This window comes from Aquirufa nivalisilvae (assembly GCF_003143535.1).
GTDB classification, from domain to species: Bacteria; Bacteroidota; Bacteroidia; order Cytophagales; family Spirosomataceae; genus Aquirufa; species Aquirufa nivalisilvae.
Genome location: NZ_CP029346.1, coordinates 1,728,957 through 1,749,685 on the forward strand (window position 1 = coordinate 1,728,957; position 20,729 = coordinate 1,749,685).

Here is a 20,729-nt window from a genome sequence, read left to right on the forward strand (position 1 = left end):
TTAACCGTAATCATCTGTTTTTTTTGTTTCTTTTTTTTGAAAAAAAGAAATACCTAAGTATTGGCATTAAAGTAGAGTGCGATATAAAATAACCTATATTGCTTCAATAATTATGTCGAAAAATCTAAAACAAGTAATGTTAAATAACAACCTGAGCCTCATGTAAAATAAAGATCTGACTACAATTCGTGATCAGAAATATTGAATTTCTCTAGATAATCGGAAACTCGTTTCAAGAAACCTCCACCCAAAGAACCATCGATTACTCGGTGGTCATATGAATGAGATATGAACATCTTTTGACGAATCGCAATCTGATCACCTTGAGGCCCAGAAATGACCGCTGGTTTCTTTTCAATTACTCCAAAGGCCAATATCCCTACTTGTGGCTGAACAATGATAGGAGTACCCATCAAATTGCCAAATGAACCAATATTTGAGATAGAATAAGTGCCTCCTTCTAAATCAAATGGAGTTAATTTATTCAATCTAGCTCGATTAGATAAATCATTGACCTTTTTAGTCAATTCCAATAATGATAATTTATCTACTTCATGAATAACAGGAACAATCAAATTACCATTGGGTAAGGCTACTGCCATGCCAATATTGATTTGTTCATGCTGTACTAAATAATTTCCTTCCACAGAAATGTTCATCCCCGGGAAATCCTTCAGAGCTTTGGCTGTCGCCATAATCAACAATGGGGTATAGGTTATTGGCTCTTTGTATTTGGCCAAAAAATTGGCCTTTTCAGTTTCGCGCCAAGTAACCATAGCTGTCATATCAGCCTCTAAAAACGAGGTAACGTGAGGGGCGATACGCTTAGAATCCACCATACGCTCAGAAATCATCTTGCGCATACGGTCCATTTCTATCACCACATCACCTGGTAAACGCAAGCCTGGACCTTGACTCAGCGTTCCTGAGGCTATCATCCGCTTGGAATTCCGAACGGCGATATAATTCAAAACATCTTTTTTGGTAACTCGTTGGTCTAGGCCAGAACCTTTAATAGTACTTAGCTCACGCTGAGTGACATTTTCTTGCAAGCAAATTTGTTTGATCAAAGGAGAAATCCATGGGTTTGATTTTTCTTCATTTTGACCTAAAATCCCTAAGCTTACATCTGTCAATAAAGCTAATTCTTCATGTTGAGGAAACATCGTGACTGTAGAGGTGCTAGGAGAGGGTTCTGCTGAATTTTCCGTAGAATCAATGACACAAATGGCCTTTCCAATGGTAGCTATTTCTCCAACAGGGATAATAATCTTCTGTAAATAACCTGAAACGGGGCTTGGTACTTCGGTATCTATCTTATCAGTAGCTACCTCCAAAATAAATTCATCTGCTTCCACATAATCACCTGGTTTTTTTAACCAGTTTAATACGGTAGCTTCCATGATACTTTCACCCATTTTAGGCATGATGACTTCCATGATGGCCATAACTATTGAGTCAATTCGTTTAACAAAAATTTCCTAACTAAATTCAGACAGTTTAGGGCCGTCATATGTATTATTTGCTTCCTAGTGCCTGCTAATTGCAACTTACGAGTAATTACACCTTCAGCATGAGATAAAGCAATCCATACCGTTCCTACAGGTTTTTCCTCGGTACCACCATCTGGACCAGCAATTCCAGAAGTGGCTAGAGATATAGTACTTTGTAATTTCTCTCTGACCCCATTCGCCATAGCTATGATACAAGCTTCACTGACAGCTCCATCATTTTCTAATAAAGCATGAGAAACACCTAATGTTTCTATTTTAACTTCATTGGCATAAGAAATAACACCACCTTTAAAATAGGCTGAACTACCTGCTATTTCTGTGAATAGATGTGCTAAATAACCTCCTGTACAACTTTCTGCCACGGAAATATTAGCGCCTTTTTCGATCAATAATTGACCTATAACTTGTGATAATTCGTCTTGCTCATAACCAAACACATAGAGTTTGATGAGGGGCATGACACGGTCTATTTCCTGTTGAATATCTTGATTCAATTGAGTAACACTGTCTCCAAAGCCCGTCAAACGCAATTTAACGATTCCCAAAGAAGGCAAATACGCTAATTTAATATGACTGGGTAATGACAATTCCCAATCCTGTATCATATCTGACAAATAGGATTCACCTATGCCTACCACTTTTACAATTTTATGCACAATGGTTGGCGTTTTAAAATGTTGGGCTACTCGAGGCAAGACCAAATCTTCCATGATCGCTTTCATTTCAAATGGAACACCTGCCATAGATACCCAAACCGTACCTTTTTCTTCAAACCACATACCTGGTGCAGTACCTTGCTTATTTTGTACGTATTGCGCTTTGGTAGGTAACAAGGCTTGATCTCGATTCAAATCACTTAATTCTCTTCCTCTTTTCTCAAAGAAAACACGTACATCTTCCAATGCTTGTGGATGATACGCCATGTCGCAATCAAAGAAATTAGCTAGAACTTTTTTGGTCAAATCATCTTTGGTTGGCCCTAATCCTCCTGTAATGAATACGATATCGGCCCGATGTTGAGCTTCTTCCAGAATGCTTAAAATTTCACTTTCTTGATCGCCTACGGACGACTTTCTGATGGTTTTAATTCCTATTTTATCTAATTCAAGGCTAATCCATTGGGTATTGGTATCCAATATTTGCCCATAAAGAATCTCGTCCCCAATCGTAATAATTTCTGCTCGAACCATTAAGTTTTCTTACTTTTGTACGAAAATACGATTTATTTGGGATAGAATTTAGTCCATGAATCGAAAAACAATTCAAATTAAGCGATGAAACAATCAGAGATAAATTTCAAAATTAGTTTAGACGAAAATAACATTCCTGAACAAATTTCTTGGTCAGCTACTGATAACCCTAACGAAGGAATAGAAGAAACCAAAGCAATTTTAGTGGCGACTTGGGATCCATACCACAAAGGCACATTAACCTTACCTCTTTGGACCAAAGACATGGAGGTTTTAGACATGAAGCGTTTTTTCATTGAAATCTTAGGTACTGTTTCTGAAGCTTCCTTACAAGCTACTGGAGATACTTATTTTTCACAGGAAATAGAACAAGTTTGTATGACTTTATCGAGTCATTTAAAGAAAGAAATCATCGCGGCTGAGAAAGGTCAATAAAAATTTTTACATGAAAATATCCCATTTATTCCTAGCCATTATTTTACTCCTATCTATGCCTTCTAAGGCTCAAAAGGGGATAAATTTCATCAAAACAGGTAATTTCAATGTGGCCATAGCTACTGCCAAAAAGCAGAATAAACTTTTATTTATGGAAGTCTATGCGCCAGATTGTCATATATGTAATGCTTTCAAAGGCACATTCGCACAACCACAAGTTGGTGCTTTGTACAATGCTAAATTTGTCAATTTCCAACTAGATATTCGCAATCCTGAAAATCAAAACTTACTGAAGAAACTCAAAATAAACATTAATGCTACACCGACCTTCATTTTTATGGATCCTAATACCTTACAAATTGTAGGAGCAAAGATCTTTGGAGAGAGGGAGAATTCTGTCATTAATGTGAATTCTATAGCTCAAAAAGCCGCTAATCCAGCGGAAAATGCACAGAATTATGCTAAAAGATTAAAAGGTGGAGATAAAAATCTGCAATTTTTATTAAACTATGCGGAGTACGCACGGATAGTGGGCGATACCACTTCCAATATTTTGGCCTTCAATGAATTTGCTAAGACCTTAAATCCAGGGCAATATACTTCCCAAAGTACTTTCAATGCCATTCAAATGGTCATGATGAATAATAATAATGCTTTATTTGACTATTTCATCACACATATTCCTGCCTATGAGAAAATCTATGAGGCAAACCCTGTGCGAATGAGCTATGAAAACATCTTTCAAATTGTGTTGACTAGCTCTCAGGCAAATAAATTGAGTGTAAGTGATATACAAAAGATAAAGAGCCAAATGACTAAGGCTGGACTAGATGCTAGCTCGATTCAAAGAAGAATGTGGATGGTAGAAAGTTCTTTGTTATTCAAACAAAAGAAAGCTTCTCAAGCTATTCAGGTTATTGAAAAATTATTGGCAGTGCTACCCAATGCCCCAGGACCAAAAGAATACCAATATTTATGCGATTATGTCAATGGAAAAACCAAGGACAAAAAGGCTTTGGCCTACGCTAAATCACATTGGTGTAAATTTGGGATGAAATAATTCTAGCGAAATACAGCTCGATAAATCATCACGGCCACACAAAACAAAAACATCACAATCGATATTTTATTAATCATGTGCATTGTGCGAATATTAAAGTTCGTCGGTGTACCTGGTTTTGGTTTTTGAAATACTCGAATGAAATAGGTAAATACTTCACCTATTCTGAATTGATCTCTTAGTCTGCTCATCTTAATTGGTCGTTTCTTGCGGATCTTTCCAAATTCCGTCTTCTTTGATTAATTGAATTAATTCATCCACAGCTGAATCTGCTGGTACTGACTTTTTAACGACTTCCTGACCACGGTATAAGGCAATTTTGTCTTTACCAATACCTACATAGCCATAATCGGCATCAGCCATTTCTCCTGGGCCATTCACAATGCAGCCCATAATTCCTATTTTCACCCCTTTTAAATGATCAGTCACTTGTCGTATTCTTGCCGTTGTTTCTTGAAGATCAAATAAGGTTCTTCCACAAGATGGACAAGAAATATATTCGGTTTTAGAAATACGTACTCGACAGGCCTGTAAAATTCCAAAATTAGTAGAATTAACGAGGGAAGTTTGAACATGAAGACCTGTTAATGACAACATCAAACCATCACCAAAACCATCAATCAATAAGGCACCCGCATCGGTAGGAGCAAATAATTGAAACTGTTCTGCTGGAATATCTTGGTAATTCAATTGTATAACCACAGGAATACTAATTCCTTCCATTTCCAACTCAAAATAGGCCCGACGAATGGCTGCCATTCGATTGGAGAAGCTGGAAGAAAGTACTAATACTTCATGCTGGGCTAATTTTAACGCATTGACCAATACTTCATTTGTCCAAATTTCTTCTGCATCTACATGTACAAAATTAAGGGAGGTATGTTTCTTGCTAGATTTCAACCAATCTTCTGCTTCAAATAATGGATATTGATGCTCTGAAGAACTCGATTGCATCCATGTTTTAGCAGATTGAATTTGTTTCAAGCCATTAGGAAGCATAAAATCCACATCCAATGTTCCCGTATATAGATAATCTGCTCCCAAATCATTCATGGCCCATTTATCGGGTTCTGGCAAATAAAAATGACCAATGGATTTCAAATCCTCCATGCCTATGCTTTTCAAATGAGAAAAGTCGGCTATAACTCGAGGAACTTGATGACCTCCAAAATTCAACAATTCGGTACTTTTTCTTCTTGAATGAGCAAATGGATTAATAGGGGAGTCAAATCCTGCAGTTAAATTAGTAAGAGCTGGAATAGGAGCATTAGGACGATTTCGTCCGACATAGCGATTAACCAAATCTTTAGCTACAGGAATTTCAAATTCAGGGTCTTCTGTTAAAGATACACGTATGGTATCTCCTAATCCATCTTCTAAAAGCGTACCAATACCCACGGCTGATTTAATTCGGCCATCTTCACCTTCACCTGCCTCTGTTACCCCCAAGTGCAATGGATATGCTTTAAAACGACCATCAGCAAGCTTTTTACTTAATAAACGATAGGCTTCTACCATGACCTGCGTATTGGATGCCTTCATGGAAAGAACGATATTAAAGTAATTTTCATCCTCACAGATACGTAAAAACTCCAAAGCAGATTCTACCATACCTAAAGGAGTATCTCCATATCGACTTAAAATACGATCTGAAAGAGAGCCGTGATTGGTCCCAATACGCATAGCAGTACCATATTCCTTGCAAATTTTCACCAATGGCAAGAATTTTTCACGAATTCGTTCTAATTCAGACTGATAGGATGCTTCCGTATAATCAATTGTTTCAAATCGCTTCTTATCGGCATAATTACCCGGATTTATGCGCACTTTCTCTACTATTCTAGCAGCTAATTCAGCAGCGTTGGGTGTAAAGTGAATATCAGCTACTAAGGGAGTTTTATAGCCTTTGGAACGTAAACCTTTTCGAATATTTTCTAAGTTTTGTGCTTCCTTAACAGATGGAGCTGTAATCCGCACCAATTCACAACCCGCATCAATCATACGAATGGACTGTTCAATGGAGCCCACTGTATCCATGGTGTCTACCGTGGTCATGGATTGTATTCGAATAGGAAAATCAGAACCTAACATCAAATCACCGATTGAAACAGGAATCGTTTCTCTCCTTTGATAGCCATACAAAGTAGGAGCATAAAGGTTCCCATCGCTTATCAAATGAGCAGAAGACGACTGAAGGATGCTTGACATAGGTAGTATATTTATTTCAAATTTACGAAATACAAACAAAAAGCCTCATCTCATGAAAATAAGATGAGGCTCTTTTTACATGATGTTATTACCAAGAACTCTTTTTGTGTCCGATTGTTGCGTAAAAAAGAATAAACAAATAGCAAGGAACCATAATGACATAAGCCAATTGTGTATCTTGAATTCGATCGGCAATATCTCCATATAATAATGGAATTAATGCCCCGCCCGAAATCATCATAATTATCAAGGCAGAACCTAATTTGGTAAATTTCCCTAAACCACTAATAGCTAATGGCCACAAAGCTGGCCACATTAATGCATTGGCTAAGCCTAAAAGGGCTAAACACATCACTGAATAATATCCATGTAAAAGAACGGTTCCAAGGGAAAATACAACCCCTAAAATGGCAGAATAATTCAAGGCTTTTTGTTGAGATAAAATCTTAGGAATAAACAAAATACCTACTACATATCCAGCCAACATCCCATATAAAGTATAGGTGGTGAAGGTTTTAGCCACTTCCATTTCAATGCCTTGCGACACGCCATAATTGATGATAGTATCACCCGCCATAACTTCCACACCTACGTATAAGAAGAATGCTACTAGTCCCAAAACTAGGTTAGGGTATGCCCATACGCTAGAGCGTTGTTCTGCAGCTGCTTCATCACTTTCTTCGGCTTCTACTTCTGGTAAAGTTGAGAAGCGAACCAATAAGGCTAATCCCACTAAAACTCCAGTCATAATTAAATATGGAGTTACCACTATGCTCAAATCTTTGGCATCTGTAGTGGAGGATAACAATAAGCCACCGAAAATAAACTGACTTAAAATACCAGCCACTTTATTGCAAATTCCCATAACAGAGATACGCTTGGCAGCAGAATCTGGAGAACCTAAAATGGTTACATATGGATTGGAAGCTGTTTGTAAAAGCGCTAATCCAGTACCAATCACGAATAAACCTAAAAGGAACATGGGATAATTAGACATTTCAGCCGCTGGAACAAATAATACAGTTCCAACTGCCATAACAATTAATCCCAAGGACATACCATTTTTAAATCCAGTTTTTGCCAATACCCAAGAAGAAGGAATGGCCATAACAAAATAAGAAATAAAAAATGCTGAGGTTACTAACAGAGATTCAAAGTTATTTAATGCAAAGGCTGCTTTAAAAAAAGCAATTAAAACGGAGTTTACCCAAGTCACAAATCCAAATACAAAAAAGAGTATTCCGATAATTAAAAGGGCAGCTGAGGTGTTGGTAGGTTTGTTTGTAGTTGTCATAAAGGTTTAATAGTTATCATTTAAAGCAAAAATAGGTTGATTTGTTTTCCATTTCCCACGTGTGAAATCAGGAATTTTAACAGGGGCAGATCCTTTGGCTATGGATTCTTCGGATAGTGGTGAAATAGCTGACCATGCTGCCGCATCATATACGTCAATAGGAGGGGCTACTTTATTTTTAATCGATTCAATAAAAGCTCTTAAAACAAAATAATCAATTCCTCCATGGCCTGCATTTTCTGCATCTTGTGCATGAGCCTTCCAAAGTGGATGATCGTATTTCTCTTGATAGGGTTTGAATGGCTCCCAGCTATGCGCTTTAGGTGAAACACCTTCCAAATAAATGGATTTATTATCATCCATCCATAAACCATTGGTTCCTTGAACACGGAATCCTAAAGAATAAGGTCTAGGGGAGTTGGTATCATGGGAAATCATGATGGTTTCTCCGTTGGCGCATTTAATTAACGTGGTAACCACATCACCTAACTTAAACTTGGTTTTGGCATTTGGGTGATCTTTACCACCTTTATCCACAACATATTTATGTAAACCTAAAGCTGGACTAGCCATAGATGTTAAATGTAAAAACTGGTTTCCTCGGTTAATATTCAACATTTCAGCTACTGGCCCTAAGCCATGAGTTGGATAAATATCACCGTTTCTATCAACCGAATGTTGGGTTCTCCATTTAGCCTCCGAAAATCCTTTCGCTCCAAATTCTACACCACCACCATAAGGCTTAACTCCATCATTGAATTTCACTTCACGTAAATCATGTTGATAACCACATTGTACATGGGTTAATGAGCCAAACATGCCTTGACGAACCATGTTTAAAACAGCTAGCACATCACGGCGGTAGCAGACATTTTCCAAAATCATGCAATGTGAACCTGTTTTTTCATACATATTCACTAAATCCCACGATTCTTTTAGGGTAACTGTGGCTGAAACTTCCACACCCGTATATTTTCCTTCTTTCATGGAAGCTAAGGCCATAGGCACATGCCATTCCCAAGGAGTAGCGATAATTACACCATCGATATCGTTTCGTTTGACTAAATTTTCAAAATCATGATCCCCTTTTTGATATACAACAGCTTCTTTACGACCCTTATCGCGAATCATTTTTTGAGAAATCTGAATTGCTTGAGGATCTACATCACAAATTGCCACAATTTCTACATCGGGACGAAACATCGCCATTTCCAAATGATTTCTTCCACGAAGTCCCACGCCAATGAAACCTAATCGCACTTTTGTTTGTTCTGGTGTTATGCCTTTTAAAATAGTGGGAAATAGGGCAGCAGATGAAGTATATAGCAGCGATTTTGAAATAAAGTTTCGCCTTTTCATAAATAGTTAAACTGGTTTTAGATAATGAAATTGAAATTTAATCAAATTATGGCTGTAAATTTATATCCAATTTAAAAAAATGATGGAGCTTCCTCGTGTAAGTGTATTTAGGAAAGAACATTTTAATGCTGCTCATCGGTTATATAATACCAATTGGTCAGATGAAAAGAACCAAGAAGTATTTGGATTATGCAACAATCCGAATTTCCATGGCCACAATTATGAATTAATTGTGCAAATTACTGGAACAATTAATCCTGAAACGGGTTATGTGATAGATATGAAGGAGGTTTCCCAACTGGTTCAAAAGGAAATAATTCAGAAATTCGACCATAAGAATCTTAATTTAGATGTTCCCGAATTTGCTAATTTAAATCCTACAGCTGAAAACATTGCCTTGGTTATTTATCAAAAAATGAGAGCTGTGCTTGCCACCAACTTTGACTTAAAAATTAGATTATATGAAACAGAAAGAAATTTTGTTGAATTCCCTGCTCATTGATACGGAAAATTTCCATTTCACGGATGATGAGATTGGAGATAATCACATAGCGACTTCAATAGAGACGCCGATGCGATCAGATGCATTTGATCTTTCTGATGCTGATAAAATCAAAAAGATAGAAGGTCATTTTAAAGAAATCATGTTGACATTAGGTTTAGACTTAACAGATGATTCATTAAAAGGTACTCCAAAGCGTGTGGCTAAAATGTACGTGGAAGAGATTTTCAGTGGATTAAATCCTAAAAATGAGCCGCAAGTAGCCTTATTCGAAAATAAGTTTGGCTACAACGAAATGCTGATTGAGAAAAACATTAGCTTTTACTCCAATTGTGAGCACCATTTTGTGCCTATCGTTGGTAAAACACATATTGCATATATCTCTTCAGGTAAAGTCATTGGATTATCCAAATTGAACCGTATCGTTCAATATTATGCCAAAAGGCCTCAAGTTCAAGAGCGCTTGACCATGCAAATTGCGAAGCATTTGCAAAAAGTTTTGGAGACAGAACATGTTGCCATCTACATTGATGCTAAACATTTATGCGTTTCTTCTAGAGGTGTTAAAGATGATGCTACATCGACCATTACTTCATTTTATGGGGGCAAATTCCAAGAAGAAGCAACTAAAAAAGAATTTTTAGGCAGTATTCAATCCATTTAATGGGAGTTTATGTTGTGGTTGGAGCAAGCCAAGGGATTGGTTACTCCATAGCAGAGCAATTAATAGCTGCTGGACATCGTGTACTTAATTTTTCCAGAAAAGCGTCTGACTTGGTGGGTATTGAAAATTATACATGGGATGCCCTTCAAGAGGATGATAGCATATTTTCATCCATTCAAGGTCCTGTGGCTGGTATTGCATATTGCCCGGGCAGCATCGTATTAAAACCTTTTCATCGACTAAGTACGGCTGATTTTGAACTAGATTTTAAAATCAATGTCTTAGGTGCTGTTCGTGTTATTCAAGCCTTATTACCTTGCTTAAAACAATCTGAAAGTGCATCCATTGTGATGTTCAGTACAGTGGCTGTTCAAACAGGAATGGGATTTCATGCATCAATAGCTAGTTCGAAAGGTGCCATTGAAGGACTTACTCGTTCTTTAGCAGCAGAATTAAGTAGTTTTAAAATTCGAGTGAATGCCGTTGCCCCTTCATTAACTCAAACACCTCTAGCTCAAAACTTGTTAAATAGTCCTGAAAAAGTGGAAGCGGGAGGAAAACGTCATCCCTTGGGTCGTGTGGGGCAAGCTGAAGACGTGGCTAATCTGGCTGTATTCTTATTAAAACCTGAAAATTCTTGGATTACGGGTCAAATAATAGGAGTAGATGGAGGAATAGGAAGCCTAAGGACGGTTTAGTTGTTCTAAAAAGTGCTTTTGATTCAAGGCTAAGTTCACATTATTCCATTCAATTTTTTCTTGAAATGCATGCGCTCGGATTGGGCAGTCAGAAACCTGACAATGTGCACAGCATTCGTCCAAACAGGGGTCCGCGTGTACAAATATCTCAATGTGGGTAGGGAGAACTCGAGATAGTGTTCCTTCGAAGTCGTGAATTTCCTCATGAACATGGTTCAAATCCCAATACCGAGGTAATGTCAAATGGCAGTCGATATGTAAATCCCCCCCATATTGCTGAACTCTTAAATTATGTAAATCAATCCATTCGTCACGTTGATTTTTAGTAATCCAATCAATGACCATTCGAAAGACTTTTGGATTGGTTTCATCCATTAAAGCCGCCACAGAGGTACGAATCAAACGGATACCTTGCCAAAACATAAAAAAAGCAAATAGGAGAGATGCAGCTGAGTCAACCCATAACCAGTTAGTTAAATAGGTGATAGCTAAGGCTAATACGACTAATAAACTATTATAAGCATCCAAACGTAAGTGTTTCCCATCTGCCACCATGGTTGGAGAATGCTCCTTTTTACCCATTTGAATTAAGAAATATCCCATGATACCATTTAAGGCAGAAGAACCCAATGAAATGGCCATACCCATATCCAGGCTCTTGATTTCTTGATTTGTCCATAGATGCTGAGAGGCATGTAAAAATATGTATGCAGCAGCTAAGAGAATCAATACGCCTTCTAAACCAGAAGCGAAAAATTCAATTTTCCCATGGCCATAAGGGTGATTCAAGTCTTTGGGTAAAGAGGCTAAATAAATGGAGTAAAAGGCAAAAGCACCTGCCACCACATTAATGATGGATTCTAAAGCATCCGTCAATAAAGTAGTGGAACCACTTAAATAATAGGCATAAAATTTCCCGATTAATATCAAGACACTGACCGAGAAAGTAATAAGCAGCAAACGCTGTTTCATGGGAAAAATTTATGCACAAAGATACATCAATTCCTCTTATTTTTACGGGATGGAACTACAAGATAAACCTTGGAAAACACTTTCCAAAAATACCGTATATGAAAATCCTTGGATCCGAATTGAGCATCACGAGGTCATTAATCCGAATCAAAAAGAAGGTATTTATGGATTGGTCCATTTTAAAAATGTAGCCGTTTCTATCTTTCCATTAGATGAAGAAGGTAATACGTATTTGGTGGAACAACACCGTTATACCCTAGATGCCTATTCCTGGGAGTTACCCGAAGGAGGATGTTTAATTGAAAATAAGGAAAATCCTTTGGAGGCTGCTAAAAGAGAATTAGAAGAGGAAACAGGTTTACATGCCAAAGAATGGATTAGTCTTGGAACATGCTATTTATCCAATTCTGTGACCGATGAAAAAGCCTATATGTTTCTAGCTAAAGACCTTCAGCAAGGAATCGCTTCACCCGAAGAGACAGAATCATTGCTTGTTAGGAAACTTCCCATACAAGAAGTATTTAACATGGCCGAAAACGGAGAAATTCAAGATGCTTTGAGCTTATTGACTATTTTAAAAGTCAAATCGATTATATCGTAAAATCCCAATGTTTCATTTCTTCTAATGCTTGATAATCCGTTAAATCATATTTAACTGGAACTACAGTAGCAAAATTCTCAGATAACCAATCTAAATCCGTTCCATTATTAAGGTCTTCATTATGTAAAAAGCCATCCATCCAAAAATATGGTTGGCCGTATGGATCTTTTCTTTCTTCAAAAAACTCTCGATAAACAGCTTTAGCTTGTCGTGCTACACGTATTCCTTGAATTGGCGACTCAGATTTAGCAGGGAAATTCACATTTAAGGTTAGACCCTCATGTAAACCGTGCTCTAAAACTTGCTGAGCAATTTTAATGATTAAATCATGGCAATGACTAAAATCCGCATCATTGGCATAATCACAAAGAGAAAAGCCAATGGCTGGAATTCCTTCCATGGCAGCCTCAATGGCTGCCGACATAGTACCAGAATACAATACAGAAATAGATGCATTGGAACCGTGATTGATACCTGAAACCATCAAATCAATCTTACGGCCTTTTAAAATATAGTGTTTACCAAACTTGACACAGTCGGCAGGCGTACCTGAACATTTATAGGATTGAATATTGGGTCCAAAAGTTTCTGTTTTAGTTACACGAATAGGAGTCCCCATGGTGATAGCATGTCCCATCCCAGATTGATGGCTATCAGGCGCCACTACGACAACCTCGCCAATTTCTGACATGATCTCAGTTAATACTCTAATTCCTTTAGAATGAATAGAATCGTCATTAGCAATTAGAATAAGCGGTTTCTCTTGACTCATATTTTTTTAATTTTAACGAATTTACAAATTTGCTCTCTTAATTTTGCAGAATGCAAATCCGAAAAGCTGAAATAAATGATATTCCTACCATACAAGCGATAGCCGAGCAAGCTTGGCGTCCTACCTATGGTTCTATCCTAAGTGAAGAACAATGTGTTTACATGTTGGACATGATGTATCGAACTGAGGTTTTGAAAAAGCAATTCGAAGGAAATGTTCATTTTTTCATGTTAGAATCGGAAGAAGGAGCTATTGGTTTTGCGGCTTATGAAGCCATGAATGAGCATGAAGGAAAGCTACATAAAATCTATTTGAGACCACTACAAAAAAGTCAAGGTGCAGGAACCTTTTTATTGGAATATGTAGCTGGATTTGCTAAAGAAAATGGTCAAAAAGCGATGTATTTAAATGTCAATCGACATAATTCTGCCGTTCAGTTTTATCTAAAAAGAGGATTTCAAATCGACCAAGAATTAGATTTACATGTAGGAGAGGGCTATTACATGAACGATTACATCATGAAAAGAGAGCTATAGCTTTCTCGATCAATTGACTAATTTGTTTTTCTGGATTTGTCGAAAATTGATGTGTTATGCGATTGGCCAAAATGGCATTCAATGAAATCATTTCATGCCCTAAAACTCCTGAAAAAGCATAGTAAGCTGAAGTTTCCATCTCAATATTCGTAATTTTTGATTTCCCCACGAGTGTGACGGAACAGTCTTTCAAAAAATCAGGTAAGATTGATTCCATTCTAACGGTGCGACCTTGGGGGGCATAGAAACCAGGTGCAGTTAACGTTGTTCCCAAAAATGCATCCCGAAAATAGGCATCTTGAGAGAATCGATGAACTAATTGATTGGAAGCTTTGGCGCCATAAATGGGCAAAGGATAGCCAATTTGTTGACAAAATAGATCCAAATCATTTTGAAGAAGACTTTTATCGGAAGAAAAATGATAGAACTGGGCCAAATTATCAAATCCAATAGCAGCTTCAGATATTAACACTGAATCAACTGGGATATCTTCTTGAATAGATCCCGAGGTACCAATTCGGATAAGATGTAAGGATCGCTTTTGACTTTTTTCCTCTCGAGTTTCGAAATCTATGTTTGCTAAAGCATCCAATTCATTCATGACAATTTCTACATTATCTGCTCCAATGCCACTTGAAATCACTCCAATAGGCTTTCCTGCAAGTTCCCCAAAATGGCTTACAAACTCTCTTTTATGGATTTTGAAATCAATACGGTCAAAATGACAGGACACTTTTTCTACTCGTTCTGGATCCCCCACCATAAAAATGGTATCACATAATTGCTCCGGACGAATGTTCAAATGATAGGAACTTCCATCTGGGTTAATAATCAAGTCGGTCGGTGAGAAATAGGTCATGAACAAATTTATTGATAATTTCCCAAAAGAATCATTTGAACTTGTCGGACATGAGCGATTGGCACCATATTAAATCTCAACTTTATCAGGAAATAGTCTTGCGATTGGAACAAAACATCCAAGAAGCTCAACTAGCTTATGTTCAGGCAAAAGAATCAAGAGATTCTGACACCAAGAGTTCGGCTGGCGACAAATATGAAACAGGTAGAGAAATGATGCAAAGAGAAATGGATAAATGTTCTGCTTTGATCGACCAAAATAGGCATTCCATGCAAATCATCCAGCATGTACCCATTCATAGGACGTATGAAAGTATCGACAAAGGTGCGCTCATTGTCACAGATAGAGGATCTTATTATATGTTGGTGGGCTTAGGAAAAATCAGTTTAGAACAGAAAGACTATTTTGCGATTTCCCCCGAATCACCCATTGGAAGCTTATTTTTAGGAAAGAAAGTAGGAGAGTATATACTTTTGAGAGAACAGAAAATCACCATTCAAGGCATTTATTAATAGAAAAAAAATGAAAAAAATAATACATCTACTCTTGATTGTCATTGGTATACAATCAGCATTGGGACAAAGTACAGAAGAAAAAATCAAGGCATTTATTCCACAAATTGATCAACTTTTTAAAAAATATGTGGAGAAAGAAAAACTACCTAGTGCTGTTTATGGATTGGTCTATCAAGGTAAATTGATACATACTCAATCCATCGGTTTGGCTAATATCCAACAGCAAATCCCTGCCAATTCACAAATCGATTACCGAATAGCTTCTATGACCAAAAGCTTCACCACCATGGCCATCTTGAAGTTGAGAGATGAAGGAAAATTACAATTGGATGAACCAGCACACCATTTTATTCCTGAATTAAAAAATCAAAAATATGTAACAAAGGATGCCCCAGAGATTACCATTAGGCATTTGATGACCCATGCAGCAGGTTTTCCAGAAGATAACCCTTGGGGAGATCGACAATTGGGGATCTCAGAAAAAGCATTCTCAGACATGCTGAATAAAGGTATTTCATTTTCAAACAATCCTGGAGTAAGCTTTGAATACAGCAATATGGGATTTGCGCTTTTGGGAAGTATCATTAAAAAAGTATCTGGACAGTCATACCAAACTTACATTACAGAGAAAATTTTAAAGCCTTTAGGCATGACACATACCTATTGGGAATATATGGATGTACCAAAGAACCAATTGGCTCTAGGTTATCGATGGATTAATCAATCTTGGGTGGAGCAGCCATTGGAACATGATGGCGCTTATGGAGCTATGGGAGGCTTGATTACCACCATGGAAGATTTCAGCCATTATGTCGCTTTTCATCTATCTGCATGGCCGGAAAGAAATGATCCAGAATCAGGTCCTATTAAACGTTCTTCAGTCAGAGAAATGCAATTCCCCTGGAATTTTATTAGTGTGAATGCCAAACAAAAATATCCTAACGGTCAGGTGGGTCAAAGCTTTAGTGCCTATGCCTATGGCTTAAGTTTTACCAAAGATTATGCTAATAGAACTTCCATTTCGCATTCTGGGGGATTACCTGGATTTGGAAGTAATTGGCGGATATTTCCAGATTATAACATAGGAATTATATCTTTTAGTAATTTGACCTATGCCAATATGGGAAGCATCAATATGCAGGTCATTGATTCTTTACTGAATACAACATCAATACCCAAGCGTTCTTTACACGTATCTGCCATTTTGAAACAAAGACAAAGTGAATTAATGAAGATATTGCCACATTGGAACCAAGGAGAGAGAAGTGGCATTTTTGCCATCAATTTTTTCTCCGATTATTTTACACCTGTATTGAAGAGCGAGGCAGAAGCCTTATTCTTGAAAGTTGGCTCTATCAAAAAGGTACATGACATGATTCCAGAAAATCAATTGCGGGGTAAATTTAGAATAGAAGGAGAAAAAGGCGATTTAGAAGTAAGCTTTACTTTAAGTCCAGAAAATCCAGCGTTAATTCAAGAATTCCATTTAAATGAAATCAAAAAGGCTCACGAATGAGCCTTTTTTTGTTTTTCTTCAATCTTCGCATTTCTGCTAAAGGATTTAAAACCTAAAATAGGAGAGTAGCCTACAGATTGTTTGGAATAATACCCTTTTTCGTTGTATGGGCGTTTTCTAGGATGATCTTTACATTCAGGAGAACATGCTCCATCCATTTCTTTTAAACAGCTTGGACAAATAGCCAAGTGCTCATTGCATTCAGGATTGGCACAGTTGACCATATGATCTGATGGTTCCTGACAAACATGACATTTAGAGATAACTAAAGGATTTACGCTATTAACTGGAGTGGCTACACGACTGTCGAATACATAACAAGATCCGTCAAAATCTTCTCCTCCTTCTTCTAAACCGTACTTAATGATACCACCGTGCAATTGATATACATCTTTAAAACCTTTCTCTAGTAAATAAGCAGAAGCCTTTTCACATTTAATACCACCAGTACAGTAAGTAATGACTTTCTTATTTTTCAAATGATCAATTTCATGCACATGATCAGGTAAATCCCGTAAATTTTCCATGTCAAAGGTATAAGCACCTTTGAAACGGCCTAATTCATGTTCATAATTGGAACGCATATCCACCAATACTACGTCAGGATCATTTTTCAATAATTCCTTGAATTCTTTGGGTTTTAAATGCTTACCTGTTCTTTCTAAGGGATTAACAGGCAAGTCGGAATGAACGATTTCATTTTTGACACGCACATGCAATTTATTAAAGGTGTGTTTGTCAAATTCTTCGATTTTAAAATCAAAATCTGTTCCCTGAAAAATAGGGTCGCTTTCCAACCATTGCATGTACTTGTCGCAATCTTCTTTAAGACCTGAGACTGCTCCATTCAATCCTTCTGATGCCACAATAATACGGCCTAGGATATTGTTTTCAATACAAAAAAGGTGGTGTTTTTCCCGATAAGCCTCAGGATCTGGCACAGGGGTGTAGTTATAGTAAAGCAACACACTGTAAGGTTTCATCTTCAACATGATTTACAGATTAATAATAAAAAAAACAGTGACGATGGGGAGATTCGAACTCCCATACCTAAAACGGCACTACCACCTCAAAGTAGCGTGTCTACCAATTCCACCACATCGCCAAAATGGTTAGCAAAATTACCAAATATTTGCTTACTTGCAAGGAAATCAAGTTTTCATCAAATCTGAATAAACAGAATGGCTTTAGAAATCAGCGGAAAATTAATTAAAAAACTTCCTGAAGTAACCGGTACTGGACGTAACGGAACCAATTGGATCAAGCAAGAATTTGTCATTGAAACCCAAGATCAATACCCTAAAAAAGTGTGTATGTCGGTCTGGGGTGATAAGACTCAAGATTTAGCTCCAGTACAGGAAGGTGAAATTGTGAAAGTACAATTCAATGTAGAATCAAGAGAATACAATGATCGCTGGTATACAGAAATCAGAGCATATCGTTTAGATCGTTCAGGTGCAGCCCCATCTGTTCCTCCTAATGTAGCGCCAACTGCTAGTGGTGGCTATCAGTTCCCTCCATTGGAAGCTGAATCTGGAGATGATCTTCCATTTTAATATTAGATTAAGATCTATACCAATAAAGCCCTAGCGATGCTAGGGCTTTATTTTTTTGAGGGATTCTGTATTTCAAGAGTTCTAGCAGTGCTAGAACTCTATTATCTACGATAAATACCCGAATTTTCCTGCATTAAAATCTTCAAAAGCTTGCATGATTTCCTGACGCGTATTCATGACAAATGGACCATGGGCTGCTATGGGTTCATGGATAGGTTCACCACTAAGAATCAATACAATACTGTCTTCTTTAGCTTCTATCGTAAAATCTTCTCCATTGTTTTCCATCAAAGCTAAATTATCCAAGTCAACATCTTCTGTTCCATTGACTGATACACTACCTTCAATAACCAATAAACAGGTGTTATAAGAAGCGGGAAATGAAAAACTAGCTTTTGCTCCATGCTTTAATTTAGCATTCAGCATATTCACGAGAGTGAATGTAAATGCTGGCCCTTTTATACCCTGATATTCTCCTGCAATCACCTCTATGAAGCCTAAATCTCCTAAATCGACTTTCGTGATTTGTTGGTTGGAGATAGCCTGATACTTAGGAGGGGACATTTTATCCTTCGCAGGTAAATTAACCCACAATTGTACCATTTGGAAATCACCACCTTCGGCACTGAAAGTTTCCTCATGGTACTCTTTATGCAATACACCTGAAGCTGCAGTCATCCACTGAACATCTCCTTCACCTATAATTCCACCTCCACCACTGCTATCATGATGAGCTACACGACCTTTATAAGCAATGGTCACTGTTTCAAAACCTCGATGCGGATGAACTCCCACACCTTTAGGTTCTTTAGAAGGAGCGAAGTAGTGTTTAGAACCATAATCCAACATAATGAATGGACTCATGCGTTGCATGTCCAAACCGTATCGACTAGGAATAAAATTATGCACTCTAAACCCATCTCCCACAAAATGTACCTCGCCTGGAGGATACACTAACTCGACTTTCTTTGTCATAATCATCAATTGTTAATGGAGTAAATCTCCGAAATCACCAACACTAATCACTAATAACTAATCCCTAATTATGAGTGACATTGCTTGATGAACAATATCTGCCTCTATAAAAGTTTCACCATAAGGCATAAATCCTAAACTGGCATAAAGTGGCATGACAGTTTGTTGAGAATGCAAATAAAAGTAAGTAAGCTCTGGATAAGCCATTTTGGCTTCTTGAATAATGTGTTGTACAATCTGACTGGCATATCCTTTTCCTCTGGCAGATGCTAGTGTTGCGATACGCTCAACTTTGACCCCTTTCTCTGTTTTGCGATAACGACCAGTTGCCACCGCTTTTCCATCTTCCCACAATAAATAGTGCTTGGCTTGTGCATCCAATTCATCAAACTCTTCAGATGGTAAGCAGGCTTGTTCCACCACAAATACCTCGATTCGGATAGCAAAAACCTCGTGTATTTCCTCCAAAGATTTGGCTTGTGTGATTTCGACCATCTTATTTTTCTTGTTTTCCGTAAGCCTCAATAATTTCACGAACTAGGCGGTGACGTACTACATCGGAGCCATCCAATTCTACGAATGAAATACCAGCAATACCTTTTAATATATTGGCTGCTTCTCCTAATCCAGACACTTGGTTTTTAGGTAAATCGACTTGGGATTTATCACCTGTGATGATGGTTTTCGACTGAATACCCATACGCGTCAAAAACATCTTCATTTGCATCGAAGTGGTATTTTGAGCTTCATCCAACAAGATAAATGCTTTATTCAAGGTTCGACCACGCATATACGCTAAAGGTGCTATTTCGATCGTTCTATTCTCAATATAGAATTTCAATTTTTCTGCAGGAATCATGTCTTCCAATGCGTCGTAAATTGGACGTAGGTAGGGATCGATTTTTTCTTTTAAATCGCCTGGTAAAAAACCTAAGTTTTCTCCAGCCTCAACGGCAGGGCGGGTAATAATGATCTTTTTGACCTCTTTGTTTTTAAGTGCTTTTACAGCCAAGGCTACCGCCGTATAAGTCTTACCAGTACCAGCTGGCCCAATGGCAAATACAATATCATTTTTACTAGCTGCTTCAACTAATTTGCGTTGATTAGGCGTTTTTACTTTAATGACCAATCCCTTGGTTCCAAAAAGCAAAACGTCCTTATCTTCCACCCAAGGAGTTTCATTTTCTTCTCCTGTTGGGTTTAAGATCAAATCAATGTAGGCCTTCATGTGGTTGGCCGACAAAGAACTATGTTTTTCTAAATGCTTGATACATTGATTGACAATGGCTTCCACCAAAGAAATTTGGTCATCTGAACCGCGAACTGTGATTTGATCACCGCGAGCAATGATTTTGGTTTGTGGAAAAGCTTCCGTCAATAGTGTTAAGTTGGAATTTGAGACTCCGAGAAAATCAACCAGAGACACATCCGTTAAGGCAATAATTTTTTCTAACAAGTATGAAAAAGTTAAGGTGAAAAATATTTACTAAAATAGAGAATAAT

Annotated in this window: 23 protein-coding genes and 1 tRNA gene; 10 read left to right on the forward strand and 14 right to left on the reverse strand. The window is 37.5% G+C overall.

Translation table 11 applies throughout. From position 1 onward, the window contains the following. Positions 1–179 precede the first annotated feature (179 nt). On the reverse strand, positions 180–1,448 hold the full coding sequence (locus HME7025_RS07625; RefSeq protein ID WP_109323065.1) for a dihydrolipoamide acetyltransferase family protein: 1,269 nt from the start codon (positions 1,446–1,448) through the stop codon (positions 180–182). A gap of 2 nt (positions 1,449–1,450) precedes the next feature. Further along, positions 1,451–2,704, reverse strand: a complete 1,254-nt coding sequence (locus tag HME7025_RS07630) for a competence/damage-inducible protein A (RefSeq protein WP_109323066.1) — start codon at positions 2,702–2,704, stop codon at positions 1,451–1,453. Between the two features lie 84 nt (positions 2,705–2,788). On the opposite strand from HME7025_RS07630, the gene gldC reads away from it, so the two are divergent. Both gldC and HME7025_RS07640 read left to right on the forward strand, forming a co-directional pair. Further along, positions 2,789–3,139 (forward strand): gliding motility protein GldC, encoded by a 351-nt coding sequence (gldC, locus tag HME7025_RS07635; RefSeq protein WP_109323067.1) that lies wholly within the window; start codon positions 2,789–2,791, stop codon positions 3,137–3,139. Between the two features lie 10 nt (positions 3,140–3,149). After that, positions 3,150–4,199: a thioredoxin family protein gene (locus tag HME7025_RS07640; RefSeq protein ID WP_109323068.1), complete on the forward strand. Its 1,050-nt coding sequence runs from the start codon at positions 3,150–3,152 to the stop codon at positions 4,197–4,199. Between the two features lie 2 nt (positions 4,200–4,201). Here HME7025_RS07640 and HME7025_RS07645 read toward each other — a convergent pair whose 3' ends face one another. The 4 genes from HME7025_RS07645 to HME7025_RS07660 all read right to left on the reverse strand — a co-directional run bounded on the left by HME7025_RS07645 (position 4,202) and on the right by HME7025_RS07660 (position 9,060). Further along, positions 4,202–4,390: a DUF6728 family protein gene (locus HME7025_RS07645; RefSeq protein WP_193495309.1), complete on the reverse strand. Its 189-nt coding sequence runs from the start codon at positions 4,388–4,390 to the stop codon at positions 4,202–4,204. A 1-nt stretch (position 4,391) separates the two neighbouring features. After that, positions 4,392–6,407 (reverse strand): (E)-4-hydroxy-3-methylbut-2-enyl-diphosphate synthase, encoded by a 2,016-nt coding sequence (ispG, locus tag HME7025_RS07650; RefSeq protein WP_109323070.1) that lies wholly within the window; start codon positions 6,405–6,407, stop codon positions 4,392–4,394. Positions 6,408–6,495: 88 nt separating this feature from the next. Then, positions 6,496–7,701, reverse strand: a complete 1,206-nt coding sequence (locus HME7025_RS07655) for a sugar MFS transporter (protein ID WP_109323071.1) — start codon at positions 7,699–7,701, stop codon at positions 6,496–6,498. A 6-nt stretch (positions 7,702–7,707) separates the two neighbouring features. Continuing rightward, positions 7,708–9,060 carry a Gfo/Idh/MocA family protein gene (locus tag HME7025_RS07660; protein ID WP_109323072.1) on the reverse strand — a complete coding sequence of 451 codons (1,353 nt, stop codon included), beginning with the start codon at positions 9,058–9,060 and terminating at the stop codon, positions 7,708–7,710. An 82-nt stretch (positions 9,061–9,142) separates the two neighbouring features. Between HME7025_RS07660 and HME7025_RS07665 the strand changes: the two genes are divergently transcribed. The 3 genes from HME7025_RS07665 to HME7025_RS07675 are packed head-to-tail and all read left to right on the forward strand — an operon-like array spanning position 9,143 to position 10,924. After that, positions 9,143–9,562, forward strand: coding sequence for a 6-pyruvoyl trahydropterin synthase family protein (locus HME7025_RS07665; RefSeq protein ID WP_109325045.1), 420 nt, complete (start codon positions 9,143–9,145; stop codon positions 9,560–9,562). Continuing rightward, complete coding sequence (folE, locus tag HME7025_RS07670; protein WP_109323073.1) at positions 9,522–10,226, forward strand: GTP cyclohydrolase I FolE; 705 nt, start codon at positions 9,522–9,524, stop codon at positions 10,224–10,226. Before HME7025_RS07665 ends, folE begins: the two co-directional genes overlap by 41 nt. Further along, a complete protein-coding gene (locus tag HME7025_RS07675) occupies positions 10,226–10,924 on the forward strand; it encodes an SDR family NAD(P)-dependent oxidoreductase (RefSeq protein WP_109323074.1) in 699 nt (232 codons plus the stop codon). Before folE ends, HME7025_RS07675 begins: the two co-directional genes overlap by 1 nt. On the opposite strand, the gene HME7025_RS07680 is transcribed toward HME7025_RS07675, so the two are convergent. Then, entirely contained in the window at positions 10,910–11,896 is a 987-nt protein-coding gene (locus tag HME7025_RS07680) for a cation diffusion facilitator family transporter (protein ID WP_109323075.1), read from the reverse strand. The two genes, HME7025_RS07675 and HME7025_RS07680, sit on opposite strands and share 15 nt — an antisense overlap. Here HME7025_RS07680 and HME7025_RS07685 point away from each other — a divergent pair. Continuing rightward, entirely contained in the window at positions 11,895–12,497 is a 603-nt protein-coding gene (locus tag HME7025_RS07685) for an NUDIX domain-containing protein (protein ID WP_226998192.1), read from the forward strand. The two genes, HME7025_RS07680 and HME7025_RS07685, sit on opposite strands and share 2 nt — an antisense overlap. On the opposite strand, the gene surE is transcribed toward HME7025_RS07685, so the two are convergent. After that, positions 12,487–13,269 carry a 5'/3'-nucleotidase SurE gene (gene surE, locus HME7025_RS07690; protein WP_109323077.1) on the reverse strand — a complete coding sequence of 261 codons (783 nt, stop codon included), beginning with the start codon at positions 13,267–13,269 and terminating at the stop codon, positions 12,487–12,489. The two genes, HME7025_RS07685 and surE, sit on opposite strands and share 11 nt — an antisense overlap. 50 nt (positions 13,270–13,319) lie before the next feature. Here surE and HME7025_RS07695 point away from each other — a divergent pair, with 50 nt between their 5' ends. Next, the gene (locus HME7025_RS07695) at positions 13,320–13,805 is read left to right on the forward strand and encodes a GNAT family N-acetyltransferase (RefSeq protein ID WP_109323078.1); all 486 of its coding nucleotides are present in this window, start codon (positions 13,320–13,322) and stop codon (positions 13,803–13,805) included. Here HME7025_RS07695 and HME7025_RS07700 read toward each other — a convergent pair. After that, positions 13,786–14,664, reverse strand: coding sequence for a nucleoside phosphorylase (locus HME7025_RS07700; RefSeq protein ID WP_109323079.1), 879 nt, complete (start codon positions 14,662–14,664; stop codon positions 13,786–13,788). The two genes, HME7025_RS07695 and HME7025_RS07700, sit on opposite strands and share 20 nt — an antisense overlap. A gap of 50 nt (positions 14,665–14,714) precedes the next feature. Here HME7025_RS07700 and HME7025_RS07705 point away from each other — a divergent pair, with 50 nt between their 5' ends. Together HME7025_RS07705 and HME7025_RS07710 are read left to right on the forward strand one after the other, a co-directional pair. Continuing rightward, positions 14,715–15,176, forward strand: coding sequence for a 3-oxoacyl-ACP synthase (locus HME7025_RS07705; RefSeq protein WP_109323080.1), 462 nt, complete (start codon positions 14,715–14,717; stop codon positions 15,174–15,176). Positions 15,177–15,186: 10 nt separating this feature from the next. After that, positions 15,187–16,695, forward strand: a complete 1,509-nt coding sequence (locus tag HME7025_RS07710; RefSeq protein ID WP_109323081.1) for a serine hydrolase domain-containing protein — start codon at positions 15,187–15,189, stop codon at positions 16,693–16,695. Here HME7025_RS07710 and trhO read toward each other — a convergent pair. Together trhO and HME7025_RS07720 are read right to left on the reverse strand one after the other, a co-directional pair. Then, on the reverse strand, positions 16,686–17,678 hold the full coding sequence (trhO, locus tag HME7025_RS07715) for an oxygen-dependent tRNA uridine(34) hydroxylase TrhO (protein ID WP_109325046.1): 993 nt from the start codon (positions 17,676–17,678) through the stop codon (positions 16,686–16,688). The two genes, HME7025_RS07710 and trhO, sit on opposite strands and share 10 nt — an antisense overlap. Positions 17,679–17,716: 38 nt before the next feature. Further along, a tRNA-Leu gene (locus HME7025_RS07720) sits at positions 17,717–17,800 on the reverse strand. A gap of 76 nt (positions 17,801–17,876) precedes the next feature. Between HME7025_RS07720 and HME7025_RS07725 the strand changes: the two genes are divergently transcribed. Beyond that, entirely contained in the window at positions 17,877–18,251 is a 375-nt protein-coding gene (locus HME7025_RS07725; protein WP_109323082.1) for a DUF3127 domain-containing protein, read from the forward strand. Positions 18,252–18,356: 105 nt separating this feature from the next. Here HME7025_RS07725 and HME7025_RS07730 read toward each other — a convergent pair whose 3' ends face one another. From HME7025_RS07730 to HME7025_RS07740, 3 genes are read right to left on the reverse strand one after another with little or no spacing between them, the layout of a single operon-like run. Further along, positions 18,357–19,226 carry a pirin family protein gene (locus HME7025_RS07730; protein WP_226998193.1) on the reverse strand — a complete coding sequence of 290 codons (870 nt, stop codon included), beginning with the start codon at positions 19,224–19,226 and terminating at the stop codon, positions 18,357–18,359. A gap of 57 nt (positions 19,227–19,283) precedes the next feature. Beyond that, positions 19,284–19,721 carry a GNAT family N-acetyltransferase gene (locus HME7025_RS07735; protein ID WP_109323083.1) on the reverse strand — a complete coding sequence of 146 codons (438 nt, stop codon included), beginning with the start codon at positions 19,719–19,721 and terminating at the stop codon, positions 19,284–19,286. A gap of 1 nt (position 19,722) precedes the next feature. Then, positions 19,723–20,682: a PhoH family protein gene (locus tag HME7025_RS07740; RefSeq protein WP_109323084.1), complete on the reverse strand. Its 960-nt coding sequence runs from the start codon at positions 20,680–20,682 to the stop codon at positions 19,723–19,725. Between the last annotated feature and the right edge of the window lie 47 nt (positions 20,683–20,729).